This window comes from Streptomyces sp. V4I23 (genome assembly GCF_030817975.1).
Lineage (GTDB): Bacteria > Actinomycetota > Actinomycetes > Streptomycetales > Streptomycetaceae > Streptomyces.
Map to the genome: position 1 here is coordinate 5,542,604 of NZ_JAUSZW010000004.1, position 18,267 is coordinate 5,560,870.

The following is an 18,267-nucleotide window of genomic DNA, read 5'->3' on the forward strand; positions in this document are numbered from 1 at the left end:
GCCACGAGCTGTGCGGAGCGTATGCGCAGACCAGCGGGCCGCGGACGATCCGTTGCGACCTTGTGATTCCGAATCTCAGAGCGCGGATTCGATTCCCGTCACTCGCTCCACAGTGAAGGGCCAGGCCAGGGGGTGATCCCCAACCGGCCTTTGCGTTGTCCAGACCCTTCTAGGGCAGCGCGCCCGGCCGCCAAGGAGGTGGACGATGGGCGCATCAGGGCTCAGTGGTGCGGAATCAGTGGTGCGGAAGTGGTGTGCAAGCAGCTGTTCCCAGCGCGGTAAGAGAGATTCTCCACTTCATCAAGGCGCTCCTGCCGCGCACGGCTCGGGCGCGCGCCGCATCGACGGCGCGGCCCGGCCAATTTCTTCACCCGGCCTGGCCGCGCCAGGCGGCGCGCCGCGTGCTGTGGCGATGGCGGTTGGGGTGACGGTGGCGCCTTCCGTCCCCCGGCGGGGAGGCGCCGTCGAAGCGTTGTCCGTAGTTCACCTTGCGGTCTCCCTCAGTTGAGGGAAGCGGCGAACCCTGGCCGCCGTCACGACCTTCCGTCCCAGGAGGCCCGATGTTCCCGCACGCCGCCGGTCGGCGCCGCGTCCGCCGTTACGTTTCCGCAGGTGTGCCACTCGCCGTGATCGCCGCGGTAGCGGTGGCCGGCACAGCGACAGGAGCGCAGACCAAGGACCGCCCCACGGAGCCACGGGTCACCACCACCGCCGCACTCGGCGACATTCCACTCGCCGAGTTCAGCAACTCCCTGCTGCCCGGCACGGTGGACGGCGATCGCGGAGTGGATCTCGGCGGGATCGGCAGTGACATCTACCCCGCCGACCGGGAGGGAGAGTTCTGGACGGTGACCGACCGTGGGCCCAACGGCCTGATCACCGTGGACGGCACCAAGCGCCGCACGTTCCCGGTCCCCGGTTTCGACCCGTCCATCGTGAAGATCCGGGTCTCCGGAGCCACCGTGAAGGTGATCGACGCGATCCCGCTCACCACATCCTCCGGAAAGCCCGTCACGGGCCTGCCCAACCAGGAGGGGCGCGACGAGGCCCCGTACACGTACGACGCGAAGGCACCCCTCAGGTATGACGCGAACGGCCTCGACACCGAGGGAATCGTGCGCGCCAAGGACGGCAGTTTCTGGCTGGTCGACGAGTACGGCCCCTCTCTGGTCCATGTCTCCGCGCACGGGAAGATCCTCACGCGCTACGTTCCGCACGGACTGCAGCTGCGCGGCGCGGACTATCCGGTCGTCGAGGCACTGCCCGGGATCCTGTTGCACCGGAAGCTCAACCGCGGCTTCGAAGCGCTCGCCCAACTCCCCGGCGGCGACCTGGTGATGGCCGTACAGAGCCCCCTCTCCGTGCCGGACAAAAACGCCGGCGATGCGTCAGTCACGGCGCGTCTGCTGCGCTTCTCGCCAATGAGGCAAGCGGTCACCGCGGAGTACGCGTACCGCTTCGACTCGGTGAACGTGGTCGACCCCAGCGAGGACGACACCAGCGAGCTGAAGATCTCCTCCGTCGTCGCGCTGAACGGCGACACCCTCCTCGTCGAGGAGCGCACCGACAAGGCAGCGCGGCTGCAGCGCGTTCCGCTGACCCCCGACGCCAACATCCTCGGCACTGCATGGGACGACGCGGCCACCTCTCCCTCGCTGGAGCAGCTCGACGACCCGGCAGCGTCCGGAGTTCCGGTCCTGAGGAAGCGTCTGGTTGTGGACCTCGGCACGCTCGACGGCATCCCCGGCAAGATCGAAGGCATCGCCGTCACGGGTCGGGACACCCTGGCGATCATCAACGACAACGATTTCGGCATGACGGACGGCGTCGGGGCCTTCGGTGCGGACGGCCGCCTGGTCGACAGCGGGGTGGAGACGAGGGTCACGTATGTGCAGGTGCCGAAGGGTCTGTAAAGGCCCCGTCGCCGTTATGGACAGCGCGGGTTCGATTCCTGTCATCCGCTCTCGAAAGAAGGCCCGTTCAGCCACCTGGGGCTTTGGTTGTCTAGACCTTTCGGGGGGGTCACCGCACGCGCCGCGCGTCACAAGCGGCCGACCGTCGCAGCGAGTTCGGTCAAGCCATCAATTCCCGGCGTCCGGCGACACGGGGGCACCGGCGGCGAAACGCCCGATCGTGATCGACGAAGTCCCTCATGGACCGGATCGACGCCTTCGCTGCAGCGGGCGTGGGACCGGCTGCTCAGCCGCAAGCCGGTACTCCTGCTGCTGGTCGGCTCCGATCTGTCGATGATGGCGGCGCTGAACAGCTACGACCGGCCCTTCCACCAGCGAGGGCCGGGGCGGCGGGCAGGACGCTGCCGGACTGGGCCCTACCCAGCCGCCGACGTCTCGGCGGTCGCCAAGATCCGGTCCAGGTGGTGACGGAGCACCGCGAGGGCAGCCTGGAGGAACTTGGCGGCACCTGCGATGCCGTGTTGCAGGATCGAGCGAATGCGGCTCACGCGCCCTCCCACAAACTCATCCCCACCCGTGTACGGCAGAAAGTACAGCAACCACTGCGACCGCGGCCGACCGCCACCACTCCCAGGCACACGGCCGGCGAGCCAGGGGGGACCTCAGCGACCGTCCCGCCTGTCCGCGCCCACTCGCTTGATGCACGACAGGGGCCCAGGTCACCGGTAGCGAACCGGCAGCCTGGGCCTTTTCCGTTCCTCGGCCGCGTGGTGGGGGAGAGGCGTCGTGCCAGTTGCGTGCCAGATTCCTCGTCGGCCTCTGCCGGCCGGACCTTCCTGATCTGCGTCGTCGACGCGCTCTATGTCGCAGGAACAGACCGCGTCTCCTTGGCGACGATCGCCGGCTCACAGCGACGGTTCGCCGTCTTCCTCTGGGAAGACCCCATGCGCTGCATCGCCTGCATGGGCTGACCAGCGACCCCATCGGTGTTGGCCGTTGTCGGCAGTTCTCAGGGATGGCAGGAGATGCGAGCCGACGGCTCTGAATGCTCATTGCCCGCTGCGCAGCTTGTCGAGCTGCTTCTCGAAGGCCTTCGTCTCCGCGATCAGCTGGTCGCGTGCGTTCTCCTGCGTCTTGTCGCCCTGGTCCCTGAATGCCTCGCTGAAATGTGGCTCGAGTTGGGTCCACCAGCCGAAGTCCAGCATCGCCCATGCCTGCGGACACCACGGGGCGCGGGTTTTCGGCAGGTAACCTGCACCGACCAGGGGCCCGTGGAACCTCTTCGGGTCGCTCCCCTCGAGGTAGCAAAGGAAGTCGAAGACCCGTTGCTGGGTGACAGGGTGATCGCTCGAGAGCCCCTCCAGCGTCAGCTTGCCCTCCTCGCGGGCGAGCTCGTCGAAGAGGATTGCGGCTGCCAGCGACGGACCCGGCCCGACCTCGTTGACGGTATAGAACGACGCGAACCCGTCGGCGGCGTCTTCCTCGAGGCCGAGGTTCGGAAGCAGAAGCTGACGCTGCAGAGCATGGCCCATCTCGTGGCCGAAGATGAACTGGGTCGACAGCGCAGTCAGGTCGTCGGCGTTGAAACTTGCCTTGGGGAACAGGGCGGGACGCTTGACGGTCTTGACCACGTTGCTGAGCACCCCTTCGATCCGGGTCAGGAACGACGGGGGCACAAAGAGTCCTGCCGTCGGGCTGGGTGACCGCGTCCGTAAGCCCCGGTGGGACCTTGTCGGTGACTTTCACATCCAGGTCATGCGGGAGGGCGACCGACTTGTTCACCCAGTCGGCGAGCTGCTCGAGCACGCGGACTTCCGGACCACCGCTACGGCCTGCCGGTCCTTCGGCTTGACCGCGTTGTCGTACACGACTGTGACCTTGCCGTTCGTGTCAGCCTTGGCATTGTCGCCGCCACTCGAGGCGACTGCCAGGCCGGCGACGAGCAGCGCTCCCGCGAGTGCAGTCCTCAACAAGGCCGAGTGGCCACCACTGTTCAGCACACTGGTTCCTTGGTCCAGACGTTGGGACCATCCCGCTGGTCGATGCCTGGTTCGACAACGCATACCGCCACCATCGCTGCGCCTCCCGCGGGCCACGGCTCAGTGGGCGAGGAGCATGTAGGTGTTCTCCAGTTCGTCCTGCACGACGTGGGCGTCTCCCGCGACAGTCCGCACGACAAGGTCGTCGTCCGGGATATGGACCCGGTACTGCCAGCCTTGCGGGAGTCGCAAACGCTGGCCGAGCGTGGCCAGGGAGTCCAACGTCTGGCTGTCGTCCACGGTGTGGGAGTACGCCTGCAGGACATATGTGCGGTCGCCCGGGGCGAGCAGCGCGTGCACCGGTTTGCCGCCGGTCAGGACGTACTCGGTGTCCCGTTTCACCGTGGAGTCGATGTAGAACTTCTTGGCCGTCGCCCCGGTGAGGTCGATCTCCGCGGGGATGCGGACTTCCGCCACGCAGCGGGCCTCGAGACCGTCGAACATCGCCGTGTCCCCCCACTCGAATGCCGTGACCTCGTCGATCGTCCAGAAGCGGGGTCCGTTCAGGAACACCATCGGCACCTTGAACTGCTCGGCGAGCGCGCGGGGGTCGAGCGCGTTCCACCGCTCCGGCGGGCAGTCGTTGAGACCGAAGGTGTTGTATACGGCTGCCTTGAGACGACCTTCCTCGTCCGGCGAGATGAGAAGGACTTCGCCATAGCGAGCGTTCCGCAGGCCGCTCAGGTGCCGTGCCGATTTCGTCTCGGACATGGCTCCTCCTTGTCACAGCCCGTCTCCGCTTCTGCGCGGAGACCGCCTGTGGGGAATGGCCCGCCAAGGGTCGGGCCGGGGTGGTGCCTCGGGTCTGTCCACTCCATCAAGCGCATCACACGCGTCGTGAAGCCGCACGTCGTCCCCGGTGGCGTCGAGCGACGGCCGAGCGGGCGTGCGTGCCGGGGTCTTGTGCTGACCAGCGACACTGCTGGCAGTCGAGGGGCCCGGAGCCGGTCGTCTGCGGCAGCTCGCATGCGACACGCTCCTGCTTCATGGAGACTCCAGCGAACGAACTCCGGCGGATCCGGAACGGGCCGGAGCCCGACGAGCAGGCGTTCGTGGTGCGCGTGCACTTCTCGGCCGACGAACCGGACTCGGTGATCGAGCGGGCTCGTGACGTGCTCGGGCGGGTGACCGAAAGCCGGGGCATCATGACGGTCGGCACCCAACGACACCGAGGAGGTGCAGCGCAGTTACGGAAGGCTTGAAGTGGATCGGGCAGCACACATTCGATAAGTCGGCGGCTGACGGGATGCTCGGCGGGATCTCCATGACCGCGATGCGCGGGGTCCCTGTCCGGGATCTGCTGCTCAGGCTGGGCGCGGATGAGGAGGAGATATCGAGCGCTACGCCGTACCGGGACTTCCACCCGACACGGGACGCACCCTGCATGTACGACACATCTGGTGAGTGGGCATACGTTCTGGAAGACCGAGGGTCGTGCACCTGGTGCGAATGGTTCTTCGAGGACGAGGACAAGACGACTCCCGCGGCCGGGGAGGAGCTGATCTGCCTGAACGCGAATGCAGCGGTCAACCCGAGCTATCTCGTCTACGCGCCCGGCGACGGGAACGTGTACCTGAACAACTTCGGCGACGATCTGACGGACCGCCCGCATGCGGTAGAAGGCAGCAAGCTGCGAGGCCTGAAAGCCGCCGGGGCGACCTGCCCGGAGGGCTACGCCGTCCCACAGTGGCATGACCTTCTCGACGCGCAGGAGGGTGGTTTGCGCGGCGTGGTGTGGCAGGCCGTCGGCGACATCCTGGGTATCCGCATCCCCCGGGCGGACGTGGAGCAGGGCCGCTTGCCCGCAGCCAGGCTGACCGGCCCCTATACGTAACTGCGGGGCGGCACGGATGGGTTCCGTGCCGCCCCGCAGTCGTGGGTGTGCGGGTTGCTTAAGACGTCGTTTCTTATGGGCGTGATCGTTCGTTGATCCGTGCATGACGGATCTCGTTGAGCGGTTGGTTCCGGACGAGTTGTGGGTGTTGTTCAGGCGGGTGGTGCCACCGACAGTGGTGGTACGTCCGCAGGGTGGGGGCCGGCGCCGGGTCGGTGACCGTGAGGCCCTGGCCGCGATCATCTTCGTGGCGACGTCGGGCTGTACCTGGCGGCAGCTCCCGCCGATGTTCGGTCCTGCCTGGCCCACGGTCTACCGCCGGTTCGCTCAGTGGAGCCGGGACCGGGTCTGGGCCAGGCTCTACCGGGTGCTCCTCGATGAACTCGGAGCGCGGGGTGAGCTGGACTGGTCGCGGTGCGCGATCGACTCGGTCAGTCTGCGGGCGGCTAAAGGGGGCCACTGACGGGACCGAATCCGACCGACCGCGGCAAGCTGGGATCGAAAATCCACCTGATCACCGACCGGAACGGACTGCCACTGTCTCTGGGCATCTCCGGCGCGAACATGCGCGACAGTCAGGGCCTGGAGCCGCTCGTGCGAGGCATCCCGCCCATCCGGTCCCGCCGCGGGCCCCGGCGCCGGAGGCCAGCGAAACTGCACGCGGACAAGGGCTACGACTACGACCACCTGCGCCGATGGCTCCGCAAGCGGGGCATCCGCCAACGCATCGCCCGCAAGGGCGTCGAGTCCTCACAGCGGCTGGGCCGACATCGCTGGGTGGTCGAAAGAACCGTGTCCTGGCTGGCTGGCTGCCGAAGGCTCCACCGCCGCTACGAGCGCAAGGCCGAACACTTCCTCGCCTTCGTCGGCATAGCCGCAACCCTCATCGGCTACCGTCGGCTCATCAACCAAACCAGTGTCTGACCCATTGAGATGCCAGCCCCATCACAGGGCGTCGTCAGGTCCGGCGACGGCTGGGCCGAGCCCCACTGGAAGGTGAGCAGTTGCCAGAGCAACAGCCTCATCAGCCGTTTCGGCTTCACCGATCACGCCGCCGTCGTGAACGAACTCCTGAACCCGATAGGGGCGGCCGTTGCACGCGGGGACGACAGCGACCTCCACCTTGGACGAACGACCAGTGCTGGCGCTGAAGCCCAGCGTCCAGTGACTGGAGAACGCCGACAGCCGCCTGAGCCGCGGCTCGGCATACGCCGCTTCCACCAGCAGGCCGAACTCTGGGAACCCAGGCTCACCAGCTGCCTGTTCCCTCAACAGCCGCCACTGGAGGTCCACCACCGCCGCTGGACCGCGTTCATGCGCCTTCGCGCGCTCGTCCGAGGACATGAAGGGAAAGAGCTCGTGCAGTTCGCTCAGGCTCCTGCCCTCCCCCCAGGCCACTGCCGCCAGTACGACGTCCCTGAGGTCTGTTGTCGATCCGCTGATGAGTTCGACCCCTCGGCTCCTGCCCCACAGCAGGAACATGCGCTCCTTCGCTCCGAGAGCAACGGACAGAGGCCGACGGAACGGCACAGGCGGCGGATTGACCGCCGAGACCGACGTCCCCCAGCCGTCGGGCACCACGTTCACGTCCACGGCCAGTTCGACTGCCACGCGTTCCAGAGCGGCGGCCAAGGTGCCCGCAGCCGCCAGATCGGGATAAAGGTCAGGGTTCACCTCAGCAGTGTGGCGTCTCGGGACAACGAAAAGAAACGGTGTCCAAGGGTCATCGTGCAGCGCCAGGTGTCACTGTTCGCGCTGGCGCAATGCCAACGCCCGTCACCCCGACGTGCTCGCCGCGCAACGCAAAGAAGGCATGCGCATCCGCATCCGCATCCGCAGCGAGAAGGGCATCCACTGGGGCGGACGCGCCCCCTTCGAGCCGCAGCCTGATGGGCTGGCCGGTGCAGACGAGAGTGCCGTCCGCGCGCCTCTTGCCGGCCCGGCGCCGCATCAGCGGGCACCGGGATGCCGCCGAACGACGCACGTGAACTGTGACGCCGGGCACACCTTGGAAAAACTCACGGGCGGCTGTCGATCCGGCCACGTCCCGTTCGACGCCCTGATGTAGGCGCATTGCCGTACGAGGAATGTGAGAGGACCTGATGAGGAAACACGTGGATCAGCTACTGAGAGTCATGAACTTCAGCGTCTCAAGTGACGGAATCGGCGCCGGTGAGCACCAGAGCCTCGAGAGCCCGTTCGGCCACGCCAATCCCGAGAGGCTGTTCGCCTGGGCCGGTGCCACGGCGAGCTGGCCCATGCGCACCGACTCCGGAGGGAGTCGCGGCCTCGACGACTACTTCACGCGAGACTTCGCACGCAACATCGGCGCCGAGATCATGGGCCGCAACAAGTTCGGCCCCCAGCGGGGGCCCTGGCACGACCATGACTGGCGCGGCTGGTGGGGTGACGAGCCCCCGTTTCACACCCCGGTGTTCGTCATGACTCACCACAAGCGCCCTTCGATCACGCTCTCCGACACCACGTTCGACTTTGTCGACGGCAGCCCGATCACGGTCCTGGAACGGGCGCGGGAAGCGGCGCAGGGCAAGGACGTCCGACTCGGCGGCGGGGTCACCACCATCCGGCAGTTCCTTGATGCCGACCTCGTCGACACCCTGCACGTAGCTGTCTCGCCGGTGAAGCTCGGGTCCGGACTACGTCTCTGGGAGTCGCCCGATGAACTGCTCGACCGGTTCCATCTCGAGGTCGTGCCCAGCCCGAGCGGCGTGACGCACCACCTGTTCTGGCGAAAGTGACCCGAGGGACCACTCGGGAATCTCAGCACGGCCGATGCGAGCGTTTCAGCGAAGGAACGCGTAGTTGTGGGCGAGTCACCACTGCACACCGAGGTACTCGCCTACAACCACCGACCAGCCACATGGGCAACGGACCTGCTTGGCTGCCGCGCGCCTCAAGGGCAGCACCCAACTGAACAGGTCGGGATACGGCCAACGCTGATCACGACCTGCTGCAGCGGAACATGACCGCCAACCCGGCGAACCTTTCCGGTCACAGCACTATGTGGGACACGAGGCCAGGACCGTGCCGGTTCCATGCCGGACAGAGCGGGGAATCACGGTGAACCGCGGCCAGCCTGCGACCGGACGGACCACGCACTCTTCCGGGTTGAGGGCTCAAGCCCCCGCACCGACACCCGCCCTCCCCTCCACGGAGCTGTCCCGCCGCCCCAATCCGGGGCCGCGCGGCGCTACGTGACCGCCGTGGTCATGCCGCGGGCAAGGGAGCCGATCGCTGTATTTGACCTACCCGTGATCAGCGAAACGCCCTTGTTCCGCTAGCATGTTCGAGCTCATATTGGTCATATTGAAATAACACAAAACGGCTGAAGAATTGATATCCACACTAGCGCGAGGGTCTTCGCGGCGAGGCGGCAGCCCTCGGTTGGCTGCATGGCGTCAACCACGCGTCATGCTGTGGGGCGCGGTGGGTGCGGTGGGCCTCGTATTCCTCATCGCACTGGAGATCACCGCGCGTCGGTACGGCGAGCGGGGGCCGATCACCGACCAGGCGCGAGAGGTGATATTCGCCCCCAAATCGGGGACGGTGCTGTACGTCAGCATGGCGTTGATGATGGTGGTGCTCACCTGGCGGCAGCGGTTCATCGCGCTCGGCGCCGCGGTCGGCATCGACGTCGTCTTCTGGCTTGTGCGGTGGGCTGTCGACGCCAAGATGATGATCGGCAACGGCGCGTTGTGGGTGACTTTGGCCTGTGCCGTCATCGCCGTCACGCGCCGCACCGGCCGTGACCGCGTCCTGCTGTTGAAAGGCGTCGGACTGGCCCTGCTGCTGGTGGCCGGCCGCAAGACCGGATACACCTGGCTGCTGATCACGTCGAAGACGCGCCCGACGGTGCTCGACCAGTACGTGGCAACCGCCGATCACGCGTTGGGCGACCCGTCATGGGTGGTGGGCCGGATTGTCGAGGCCACCGGCTCGGTCGGCGCCCACGTCCTCGACTGGGTCTACGTCCAGCTCGCGGTGGCTGCGGTAATCGTCGCGCTGTACCAACTGCGCAACGTGGCGGTAGAGCGCCGCTTCCCGGGCCATCATCTGGTGCGCACATTTCTGGTCATCGGCCTGCTCGGGCCGGGCATCTACATGATCTTCCCGGTGGTCGGACCGATCTTCGTCTACGGTGCCGACGGGGGGCACTGGGCGGTGGCCGACCTGTGGCCGGGCACGCCGCCGCCGGTCGGCACCCCGCACCCGATGCCCTTCGACGGGATCACCCCGCGCAATTGCATGCCCAGTCTGCACACGGCGTGGGCCACCGCGATCTTCATCCACTCCCTCAAGGGCCCGTGGGCTCTGCGCTTCCTGGGCGCGTTCTGGCTGATCGCCACGCTCGGCGCAACACTGGGCTTCGGCTACCACTACGGCGCGGACATCATCGCCGGTGTGGTCTTCACGCTCACGATCGAGACGGCGCTGCGCGCGCTCGACCGCGGCTGGGACCGGCCGGGTATCCGGATGGTCGTCTACGGCACCGTGGTCTTCGCTGCGCTCTTGGTGTCGTATCGCTATCTGTCGGTGGAGATGGCCGAACGTCCGTGGGTGTTCGGGCCGCTGCTCGTCCTGGCGATGACCTCAGTGGTCTACGGCTACGTACGGACCACCAATCTGTGGGATCGGAAGGCCGCGTCGGTGCATCTGCCGGAACCGCGACGCGAACCGCGGCCCGAACTGGTGGAGTCGAGTGCGGCCGGTATGGTCGCCGCCGACCGAGCGGGCCGGAGCTGAGGACCAGGAGGCGCGACGTGCCCGATCCGTGCCTGATGCCTGACGGCCACGGGGTGAGCTCATGTGTGGAGTCCGGTCATGGAGGGCGAGCCGCCGGGCCCGGGCGCGGGGAGGTGTCCCCGGATCTGCCTGGATCTTCGAATTGTGATGAAGAAGTGGTCGAATCATGGGGCATCGGTGTGACTGTGTAAGTACCATCAGTATCCGATGAGTTGACTCCTCGCCCTTCCCCACCGCCTGTGAGCCGTGCCCCACGCATGGCCGGCAGGCAGGGGTGAGGACACGTGCAGACACGTTCCATATCCACTCGCCCCTCCCCCCACGGCGAGCGGGACGGGTCACCTGTCCACATCGTCCATCCAGGAGCAGCACACATGAACTACACAGGGGGGAGCGGCAGCCTCGCCGCTACCGGAGCCGGAGCCATCACCGTGGGTGGGATCGCCTTCCAGCAGCTGTGGCTGCTGGCCTTGGCTGTCCTGATCGTCATCGGTGGCGCCGTCCTCGTCCGAACGAGCTACCGCAGGAACAAGGGGGTTTCTGAGGTATGAATCTGATCCGAGTACGCCGTACTCGGACCCGCATTCTGGCAGGGGTCGCCCTCTCGGGGGCGGCCCTTTCCGTCTGGCTGGTCCGCCACATCCACTCCGGCATCACCACCTGGCAGGGCCAGGGGCAGCACTTCGCCACCGTCTACGCGCTCGCCTTCCTCATGCTGATGTGGCAGTGCGTCCTGTACTTCTCCGAACGGCCGAAGAAGGTCACCCCGCGGCAGCAGAAGCAGCTCGAACAGCTGCGGGTCACCGTCCCCATCCCGGTCCGCAACGAGGGCCCCAACGCGTTCAGGGAATGCCTCGCCTCCATCCTGCGCCAGTCCCGCCTGCCGCAGTGCATCATCGTCATCGAGAACGACAACTCGGTGGACTACTCCGCTGTCGAAGCCTGGTTCGAGAAGCAGTGCTCAGCGCTGGGGATCCCCCTCATCTGGGAGTCCACTCCCACACCCGGCAAGCGCCACGCCCAGGGTCTTGCTGTCACCGGCGCCCAGCAGGCCGGCGTCACCACGGACATCTACGTGACGGTCGACTCGGACGCGAACCTGGACGAGCACGCCTTCGCGGAGATCCTCAAGCCGTTCGCGGACAAGGACATCCAGTCGGTAGCCGGGATCGTCCTCGCCTCGAACCTGCGCGGCAATGTCAACGGCCAAGGGCGGCAGCGCAGGTGGAGGGACATGCTCGTGCGCATGACCGATCTGTGGTTCGTCGTGGGCCAGTTGGTGGACCGGTCGGCGCAGAGCGCCCTGGGTGGTGTCCTGGTGAACTCCGGCGTTCTTGCGGCCTACCGTGCGGGCATCCTGGACGACAACCTGGACGGCTACCTCAACGAGACCTTCCTGGGCCGCAAGGTCGAGTTCTCCGACGACTCCATGCTGACCATCTACGCCCTTCAGCGGGGCAAGGCAGTGCAGCAGCCCACCGCCTTCGCCACCACCTTGATGCCCGACAACTTCAGCCAGCTGTTCCGGATGTACACCCGGTGGATGCGAGGAGCCTTCATCCGCACCTTCTGGCGCTTCCGATACCTGCGCCTGGACAACTACGCGTACTGGGGGCACCTGCTCGGCTGGATACAGATGGTGCTGTCCACCGTCATCTTCGTGGTGTTGTTCGTCTATCTGCCCGCTGTGGAGCAGGCGTGGATGTGGGAGCTGCTGCTCATCCCGGTGCTCATCGGGTACGGACAGGCCCTCCGGTACCTCGGCTTCAAGCGCAGCGACGACCCGTTCTGGTCCCACTTCCTGACCTTCCTGGCCGCCCCCGTCGCCCAGATCTTCGCCTTCACCGTCTTCCGGGTCGTGCGCTGGTACGCCATGGCGACGTGCTACAAGACCGGCTGGGGCACCCGGCAGAAGGTTGAGCTCGACCTCGCCGGATAGACGAGGGGCCAGGGCGGTGCGCCCCGCCGCAAGGCCCTCTCGGCCCGGTGGGTCCTCGCCCGTGAGGCCGTCGACCGACTCGCGGATGAGGTCCGCGTGGCCGACGTGGCGGGCGTACTCCTCGATCAGGTCGATCAGGATGCGGCGAAGGCTGGGGGATTCGTCACGGGGCGTGGTGAAGCGGCCCAGTTGCTCGGGTCCCGCGGTGGTCAGCGCCTCCCGGACGAGGGAGCGCGAGCGGGACACGGCCTCCTGCCAGAGCGCGACGAGCTGCTCGGGGTGTCCTCGGCGGCCGAGCGCCAGGCCCAGTCCGGGTCGGACTCCCGGTCCACCGTGTCCCACGGCGGTCCCGGATGCTCCTTGCCGAGCAGCAGACGGGAGAAGTTCGCGTCCTCGACGTGGGCCACGTGCTTCAGCAGTCCGCCCAGCGTCATCGCGGACGCGCCGACCCTCGCCCGCATTCCGGCCGCGTCCAGCCCCGAGCACTTCCACAACAGGGTCGCGCGCCGGCGTTCCAGGGAGCCCAGGAGGGTGGCGGTCTCGTCGCCCGCGAGGGGAGGCTCGGCTGCTGGCATGGCCGGGAGTGTACTGGCAGTACCAGCAGGGGAGTTGGGCCGCCGCCCCGCCGGCCGGTGCGGCGGCGGGGCGTGGGCGCCTGGGCTACGGCTTGCGGCCCACCCCGCAGTACGCGTCCACCGTCGGCGCATCGTCCTCGGTGCCGGACGGGCGCCACTGCGTGACCTGGACGACGCCCGGGGACGTCAGCTCCAGGCCGTCGAAGAAGCCGGCGATCTCCTCCACGCCGCGCACGTAGTAGGGGATCGCGCCGCTCTGGTTGTACGCGTTCGACGCCGCGATCATGCCGTCGCTCGTCGAGGTGCTGTCGCTGATCACCAGGTAACTGCCGGACGGCAGACCCGCCATGAGCCGCGCGACCAGGTCGCGCGCCTCGGCGTAGTCGGCGACATGGCCCAGTGTGTTGAGGATCATCAGTGCGACGGGCTCGGAGAAGTCGAGCGTGGACTCCGCCGCCTTCAGGATGTCGTCCGGCGCGTACAGGTTGGCGTCCAGGTACGCCGTGCGGCCCTCGGGCGTGCTCGTGAGGAGGGCGCGGGCGTGGGCGAGCACCATCGGGTCGTTGTCGACGTAGACGATGCGCGAGTCCGGCGCCACCCGCTGCGCCACCTCGTGGGTGTTGTCGGCGGTCGGCAGGCCGGTGCCGATGTCCAGGAACTGCCGGATGCCCTGCTCGCCCGCCAGGTGCGTCACCGCCCGTCCGAGAAAGTGCCGGCTCGTGCGCGCCACGTCGACCAGGCCCGGGAAGATCTGCTTGATGTGGTCGCCGGTCTGACGGTCGACCTCGTAGTTGTCCTTGCCGCCGACGAAGTAGTTCCAGAAGCGGGCGGAGTGCGGCCTGCTCGTGTCGATCCGGGCGCGTATCTCCGCGGCAGCGTCAGACATGGGGTGGTGTTCCGACACGAGAAACCCTCCTGGGAAGCGGTTCGTGGGGCGGTACGGGGCGCCGACCAGCAAGTCCGGGGGCAGGCCGGGTCCCGGGCTGATGCAACCGGTCGTCAGCGTAAGGGATTTACGCACCCGAGGAAGGGGAGAGGCGTTTCTCAGGCCGTCGCCGGCCCCGCCCCGACACAGAATTCGTTGCCCTCCGGGTCCGCCATCAGGACGTGGTGCCCGTCGAAGACCTCCACGACGCTGCCGCCCGCCGCGACCAGCCGCTCCGACTCCGCCCGGATCCGCTCCCACCTCTGCTCGGGTGTGCCGTGCCCCGGGACGCGGACGTCCATGTGGAGCCGGTTCTTCGCCGTCTTGGGCTCGGGGACCTTGAGGATGGACAGCCGCGGGCCGACGCCGTCCGGGTCGCAGAGCCAGGCGCCGTCGGCCTCCGAGTCGTCGTCCGGCAGGTCGAACTGGGCGAGCCACTCCTCGCGTGTCGTGAACGGGGGCGGCGGGGGCTCGTCGATGTAGCCCAGCGCCGTCTTCCAGAACCCGGCGAGGAGTTGCGCGTCCGAGCAGTCGAGGGTCAGGTCGATTCTCGCTGTCATGGCAGGACCGTACCGGCGGGCACGGACAGCGCCCACCGGACCGGCCTACTCGTCCGCCCCGTCCTCCAGGTCGCCCTCCGTCTCGAGGAACACCTGCCGCAGGCCCTCCAGCACCGCCGGGTCCGGCTTCTCCCACATGCCGCGGGACTCCGCCTCCAGGAGGCGTTCCGCGATGCCGTGCAGGGCCCAGGGGTTGGCCTCCTGGAGGAAGGCGCGGTTCACCGGGTCCAGGACGTACGTCTGGGTCAGCTTGTCGTACATCCAGTCCGCGACCACGCCCGTCGTCGCGTCGTAGCCGAAGAGGTAGTCGACGGTCGCCGCCAGTTCGAAGGCGCCCTTGTAGCCGTGGCGGCGCATCGCCTCGATCCAGCGGGGGTTGACCACACGGGCGCGGAAGACGCGGGACGTCTCCTCGACCAGAGTGCGGGTGCGGACCGTCTCCGGGCGGGTGGAGTCGCCGATGTACGCCTCGGGGGCCGTGCCGCGCAGGGCGCGGACCGTGGCCACCATGCCGCCGTGGTACTGGAAGTAGTCGTCGGAGTCCGCGATGTCGTGCTCGCGCGTGTCCGTGTTCTTCGCCGCGACCGCGATCCGCTTGTACGCCGTCTCCATCTCGGCGCGCGCCGGGCGGCCCTCCAGACCGCGGCCGTACGCGTAGCCGCCCCACACCGTGTAGACCTCGGCCAGGTCCGCGTCCGTGCGCCAGTCGCGGGAGTCGATCAGCTGGAGGATGCCGGCGCCGTACGTGCCGGGGCGGGAGCCGAAGATACGGGTCGTGGCGCGGCGTTCGTCGCCGTGTTCGGCCAGGTCGGCCTGGGTGTGGGCGCGGACGTGGTTCTCGGCGGCCGGCTCGTCCAGGGAGGCCGCCAGGCGCACCGCGTCGTCCAGCAGGCCGATGGTGTGCGGGAACGCGTCCCGGAAGAAGCCCGAGATGCGCAGGGTGACGTCCACGCGCGGGCGGCCCAGCTCCGCGAGCGGGACGGGCTCCAGGCCCGTCACGCGGCGCGACGCGTCGTCCCACACCGGGCGGATGCCCAGCAGGGCGAGTGCCTCGGCGATGTCGTCGCCCGCCGTGCGCATCGCGCTCGTTCCCCACAGGGACAGGCCGACGGACGTGGGCCATTCGCCGTTGTCCGCGCGGTAGCGCTCCAGGAGGGAGTCGGCGAGCGCCTGGCCCGTCTCCCAGGCGAGGCGCGAGGGGACGGCCTTCGGGTCGACGCTGTAGAAGTTGCGGCCCGTCGGCAGGACGTTGACCAGGCCGCGCAGCGGCGAGCCGGACGGGCCCGCCGGGACGAAGCCGCCGTTCAGCGCGTGGACCGCGTGGGTGATCTCGTCCGTCGTACGGGACAGGCGCGGGACCACTTCGAGCGCCGCGAAGCGCAGGATCGCCGCGACCTGCTCGCCGTGGGAGGCGGGCACCGCGTCCGGGTCCCAGTCCGCCGCCTCCATCGCCTCGACCAGCGCGCGGGCCGTGGCCTCCGCCTCGTCGGCCGTCGTCCGGGTCGCCGCGGACTCGTCGAGGCCCAGCGCCTCCCGCAGGCCCGGCAGCGACGTCGTACCGCCCCAGATCTGACGGGCGCGCAGGATCGACAGGACCAGGTTGACCCGCTCCGGGCCGGTCGGCGCGCCGCCCAGGACATGCAGACCGTCGCGGATCTGCGCGTCCTTCACCTCGCACAGCCAGCCGTCGACGTGCAGCAGGAAGTCGTCGAAGCCGTCGTCGTCCGGGCGGTCGTCCAGCCCGAGGTCGTGGTCCAGCTTCGCCGCCTGGATCAGCGTCCAGATCTGCGCGCGGATCGCGGGCAGCTTGGACGGGTCCATGGAGGAGATCTGGGCGTACTCGTCCAGGAGTTGTTCGAGGCGCGCGATGTCGCCGTACGACTCCGCCCGCGCCATCGGCGGCACCAGGTGGTCGACCAGCGTGGCGTGCGCCCGGCGCTTGGCCTGGGTGCCCTCGCCCGGGTCGTTGACGAGGAACGGGTAGACGAGCGGGAGGTCGCCGAGTGCCGCGTCCGGGCCGCAGGCCGCGGACAGGCCCGCGTTCTTGCCCGGCAGCCACTCCAGGTTGCCGTGCTTGCCCAGGTGGATCATCGCGTCCGCGCCGAAACCGCCGTCGTCGGCCGACGCGGCGATCCAGCGGTAGGCGGCCAGGTAGTGGTGCGAGGGCGGCAGATCGGGGTCGTGGTAGATCGCGATCGGGTTCTCGCCGAAGCCGCGCGGCGGCTGGATGAGGATCAGCAGGTTGCCGCGGCGCAGGGCCGCCAGCACGATGTCGCCCTCGGGGTTGCGGGACCGGTCCAGGAACATCTCGCCGGGCGCCGGGCCCCAGTGCTCCTCCACGGCCTCGCGCAGTTCGGCCGGGAGCTCGGCGTACCAGCGCTTGTAGTCGGCCGCCGGGATACGGACCGGGTTGCGGGCGAGCTGCTCCTCGGTCAGCCAGTCCTGGTCGTGGCCGCCGGCCTCGATCAGCGCGTGGATCAGCTCGTCGCCGTCGCCGGAGACGAGGCCCGGGATGTCCGCCTCGGGCCCGAAGTCGTAGCCCTCGGCGCGCAGGCGCCGCAGGAGGGCTACGGCGGAGGCCGGGGTGTCCAGGCCGACCGCGTTGCCGATGCGGGAGTGCTTGGTCGGGTACGCGGACAGGACCAGCGCGATGCGCTTGCGCGCGTTCGGGATGTGGCGCAGCCGGGCGTGGCGCACGGCCGTCCCGGCGACGCGGGCGGCGCGCTCGGGGTCGGCGACGTACGCCGGCAGGCCGTCCTCGTCGATCTCCTTGAACGAGAACGGGACCGTGATCAGCCGGCCGTCGAACTCCGGCACCGCCACCTGGCTGGCCGCGTCCAGCGGGGACAGACCCTCGTCGCTGTCCTCCCACGCCGAGCGCGGGCCCGTCAGGCACAGCGCCTGGAGGATCGGCACGTCCAGGGCCGCGAGCGCGCCCGCGTCCCACGACTCGTCGTCGCCGCCGGCCGACGCCTCGGCCGGGCGCGTGCCGCCCGCCGCGAGCACCGTGGTCACCAGGGCGTCGGCGCTGCGCAGTTGCTCCAGCAGCTCCGGCTCGGGGGCGCGCAGCGACGCCACGTACAGGGGCAGGGCCCGGCCGCCGGCGTCCTCGATCGCACCGCACAGGGCGTCCACGAAGGCGGTGTTGCCGCTCATGTGGTGGGCGCGGTAGTAGAGCACGGCGATCAGCGGGCCGTCGGTCTCCCGGCGCGGGGTGCGCGCCAGGCGGCCCCAGGTGGGCGCGGCCGCCGGGGGCTCGAAGCCGTGGCCGGTGAGCAGCACGGTGTCGGACAGGAAGCGGGCGAGCTGCTCCAGGTTGGCAGGGCCGCCGTGCGCGAGGTACGCGTGGGCCTCGGCCGCGATGCCGATCGTGACCGTGGAGGTCTCCATCAGCTGGGCGTCGGGGGCCTGTTCGCCGGTGAGGACGACGACCGGGCGGTCCTGGGCCAGGAGCAGGTCGATGCCCTCCTGCCAGGCGCGCAGCCCGCCGAGGAGGCGTACGACGACGAGGTCGGTGCCCTCCAGGAGGCCGGGGAGGTCCTCGACCGGGAGGCGGGAGGGGTTCGCGAAGCGGTACGCGACCGGTCCGGCTGCCGCGCGGGCGCTGAGCAGGTCGGTGTCGGACGTCGACAGAAGCAGGATGCGGGGCTGCGAGGGCAGTCCCTCGGAAGAGAGCGGCATGCGACGTCTGGCCTTCCTCGGGGTTTCCGCGCCCCGG

At 68.8% G+C, this 18,267-nt stretch carries 17 protein-coding genes and 2 pseudogenes; 10 read left to right on the forward strand and 9 right to left on the reverse strand.

Features of this window, described 5'->3' with window-relative positions:
• Positions 1–560: 560 nt before the first annotated feature.
• Entirely contained in the window at positions 561–1,913 is a 1,353-nt protein-coding gene (locus QFZ82_RS27460; protein ID WP_307715693.1) for an esterase-like activity of phytase family protein, read from the forward strand.
• Between the two features lie 236 nt (positions 1,914–2,149).
• Positions 2,150–2,294 (forward strand): annotated as a pseudogene (locus QFZ82_RS39830) (ATP-binding protein); the annotation flags it as partial.
• A 35-nt stretch (positions 2,295–2,329) separates the two neighbouring features.
• Here the strand turns inward: QFZ82_RS39830 and QFZ82_RS27465 are convergent.
• The 4 genes from QFZ82_RS27465 to QFZ82_RS27480 all read right to left on the reverse strand — a co-directional run bounded on the left by QFZ82_RS27465 (position 2,330) and on the right by QFZ82_RS27480 (position 4,663).
• Entirely contained in the window at positions 2,330–2,461 is a 132-nt protein-coding gene (locus QFZ82_RS27465) for a hypothetical protein (protein WP_307717995.1), read from the reverse strand.
• 501 nt (positions 2,462–2,962) lie between these two features.
• Positions 2,963–3,589: a DUF4344 domain-containing metallopeptidase gene (locus QFZ82_RS27470; protein ID WP_307715694.1), complete on the reverse strand. Its 627-nt coding sequence runs from the start codon at positions 3,587–3,589 to the stop codon at positions 2,963–2,965.
• Positions 3,590–3,691: 102 nt separating this feature from the next.
• Positions 3,692–3,913, reverse strand: coding sequence for a hypothetical protein (locus QFZ82_RS27475; protein ID WP_307715695.1), 222 nt, complete (start codon positions 3,911–3,913; stop codon positions 3,692–3,694).
• 99 nt (positions 3,914–4,012) lie between these two features.
• The gene (locus tag QFZ82_RS27480) at positions 4,013–4,663 is read right to left on the reverse strand and encodes a hypothetical protein (protein WP_307715697.1); all 651 of its coding nucleotides are present in this window, start codon (positions 4,661–4,663) and stop codon (positions 4,013–4,015) included.
• 275 nt (positions 4,664–4,938) lie between these two features.
• Here QFZ82_RS27480 and QFZ82_RS27485 point away from each other — a divergent pair, with 275 nt between their 5' ends.
• The 3 genes from QFZ82_RS27485 (at position 4,939) to QFZ82_RS27495 (ending at position 6,710) form a co-directional block, all read left to right on the forward strand.
• Entirely contained in the window at positions 4,939–5,154 is a 216-nt protein-coding gene (locus QFZ82_RS27485) for a hypothetical protein (protein WP_307715698.1), read from the forward strand.
• The gene (locus tag QFZ82_RS27490; protein WP_307715699.1) at positions 5,151–5,786 is read left to right on the forward strand and encodes a hypothetical protein; all 636 of its coding nucleotides are present in this window, start codon (positions 5,151–5,153) and stop codon (positions 5,784–5,786) included. Before QFZ82_RS27485 ends, QFZ82_RS27490 begins: the two co-directional genes overlap by 4 nt.
• Positions 5,787–5,889: 103 nt before the next feature.
• A protein-coding gene (locus QFZ82_RS27495; protein ID WP_307715700.1) for an IS5 family transposase occupies positions 5,890–6,710 on the forward strand; the annotation gives its coding sequence in 2 pieces (ribosomal slippage) (positions 5,890–6,237 and positions 6,240–6,710; 819 coding nt in all).
• Positions 6,711–6,731: 21 nt separating this feature from the next.
• Here QFZ82_RS27495 and QFZ82_RS27500 read toward each other — a convergent pair.
• Positions 6,732–7,460, reverse strand: coding sequence for a DUF6193 family natural product biosynthesis protein (locus QFZ82_RS27500; RefSeq protein ID WP_307715701.1), 729 nt, complete (start codon positions 7,458–7,460; stop codon positions 6,732–6,734).
• 139 nt (positions 7,461–7,599) lie between these two features.
• On the opposite strand from QFZ82_RS27500, the gene QFZ82_RS27505 reads away from it, so the two are divergent.
• The 5 genes from QFZ82_RS27505 to QFZ82_RS27525 all read left to right on the forward strand — a co-directional run bounded on the left by QFZ82_RS27505 (position 7,600) and on the right by QFZ82_RS27525 (position 12,489).
• A complete protein-coding gene (locus tag QFZ82_RS27505; RefSeq protein ID WP_307715702.1) occupies positions 7,600–7,854 on the forward strand; it encodes a hypothetical protein in 255 nt (84 codons plus the stop codon).
• Between the two features lie 46 nt (positions 7,855–7,900).
• The gene (locus QFZ82_RS27510) at positions 7,901–8,545 is read left to right on the forward strand and encodes a dihydrofolate reductase family protein (protein WP_307715703.1); all 645 of its coding nucleotides are present in this window, start codon (positions 7,901–7,903) and stop codon (positions 8,543–8,545) included.
• Between the two features lie 673 nt (positions 8,546–9,218).
• Positions 9,219–10,550: a phosphatase PAP2 family protein gene (locus tag QFZ82_RS27515; protein ID WP_307715704.1), complete on the forward strand. Its 1,332-nt coding sequence runs from the start codon at positions 9,219–9,221 to the stop codon at positions 10,548–10,550.
• Positions 10,551–10,924: 374 nt separating this feature from the next.
• A complete protein-coding gene (locus tag QFZ82_RS27520; RefSeq protein ID WP_177150028.1) occupies positions 10,925–11,101 on the forward strand; it encodes a hypothetical protein in 177 nt (58 codons plus the stop codon).
• Positions 11,098–12,489 (forward strand): glycosyltransferase, encoded by a 1,392-nt coding sequence (locus QFZ82_RS27525; RefSeq protein WP_307715705.1) that lies wholly within the window; start codon positions 11,098–11,100, stop codon positions 12,487–12,489. Before QFZ82_RS27520 ends, QFZ82_RS27525 begins: the two co-directional genes overlap by 4 nt.
• Before the next feature lie 126 nt (positions 12,490–12,615).
• Here the strand turns inward: QFZ82_RS27525 and QFZ82_RS27530 are convergent.
• The 4 genes and pseudogenes from QFZ82_RS27530 to cobN form a co-directional block, all read right to left on the reverse strand.
• Positions 12,616–13,196, reverse strand: a pseudogene (locus tag QFZ82_RS27530) (DUF664 domain-containing protein); the annotation flags it as partial.
• Complete coding sequence (locus tag QFZ82_RS27535) at positions 13,150–13,950, reverse strand: SAM-dependent methyltransferase (protein ID WP_307715706.1); 801 nt, start codon at positions 13,948–13,950, stop codon at positions 13,150–13,152. The gene QFZ82_RS27535 and the pseudogene QFZ82_RS27530, both read right to left, overlap by 47 nt.
• Before the next feature lie 158 nt (positions 13,951–14,108).
• Positions 14,109–14,549, reverse strand: a complete 441-nt coding sequence (locus tag QFZ82_RS27540) for a VOC family protein (protein WP_307715707.1) — start codon at positions 14,547–14,549, stop codon at positions 14,109–14,111.
• Between the two features lie 45 nt (positions 14,550–14,594).
• On the reverse strand, positions 14,595–18,230 hold the full coding sequence (cobN, locus tag QFZ82_RS27545; RefSeq protein ID WP_307715708.1) for a cobaltochelatase subunit CobN: 3,636 nt from the start codon (positions 18,228–18,230) through the stop codon (positions 14,595–14,597).
• Positions 18,231–18,267 lie beyond the last annotated feature (37 nt).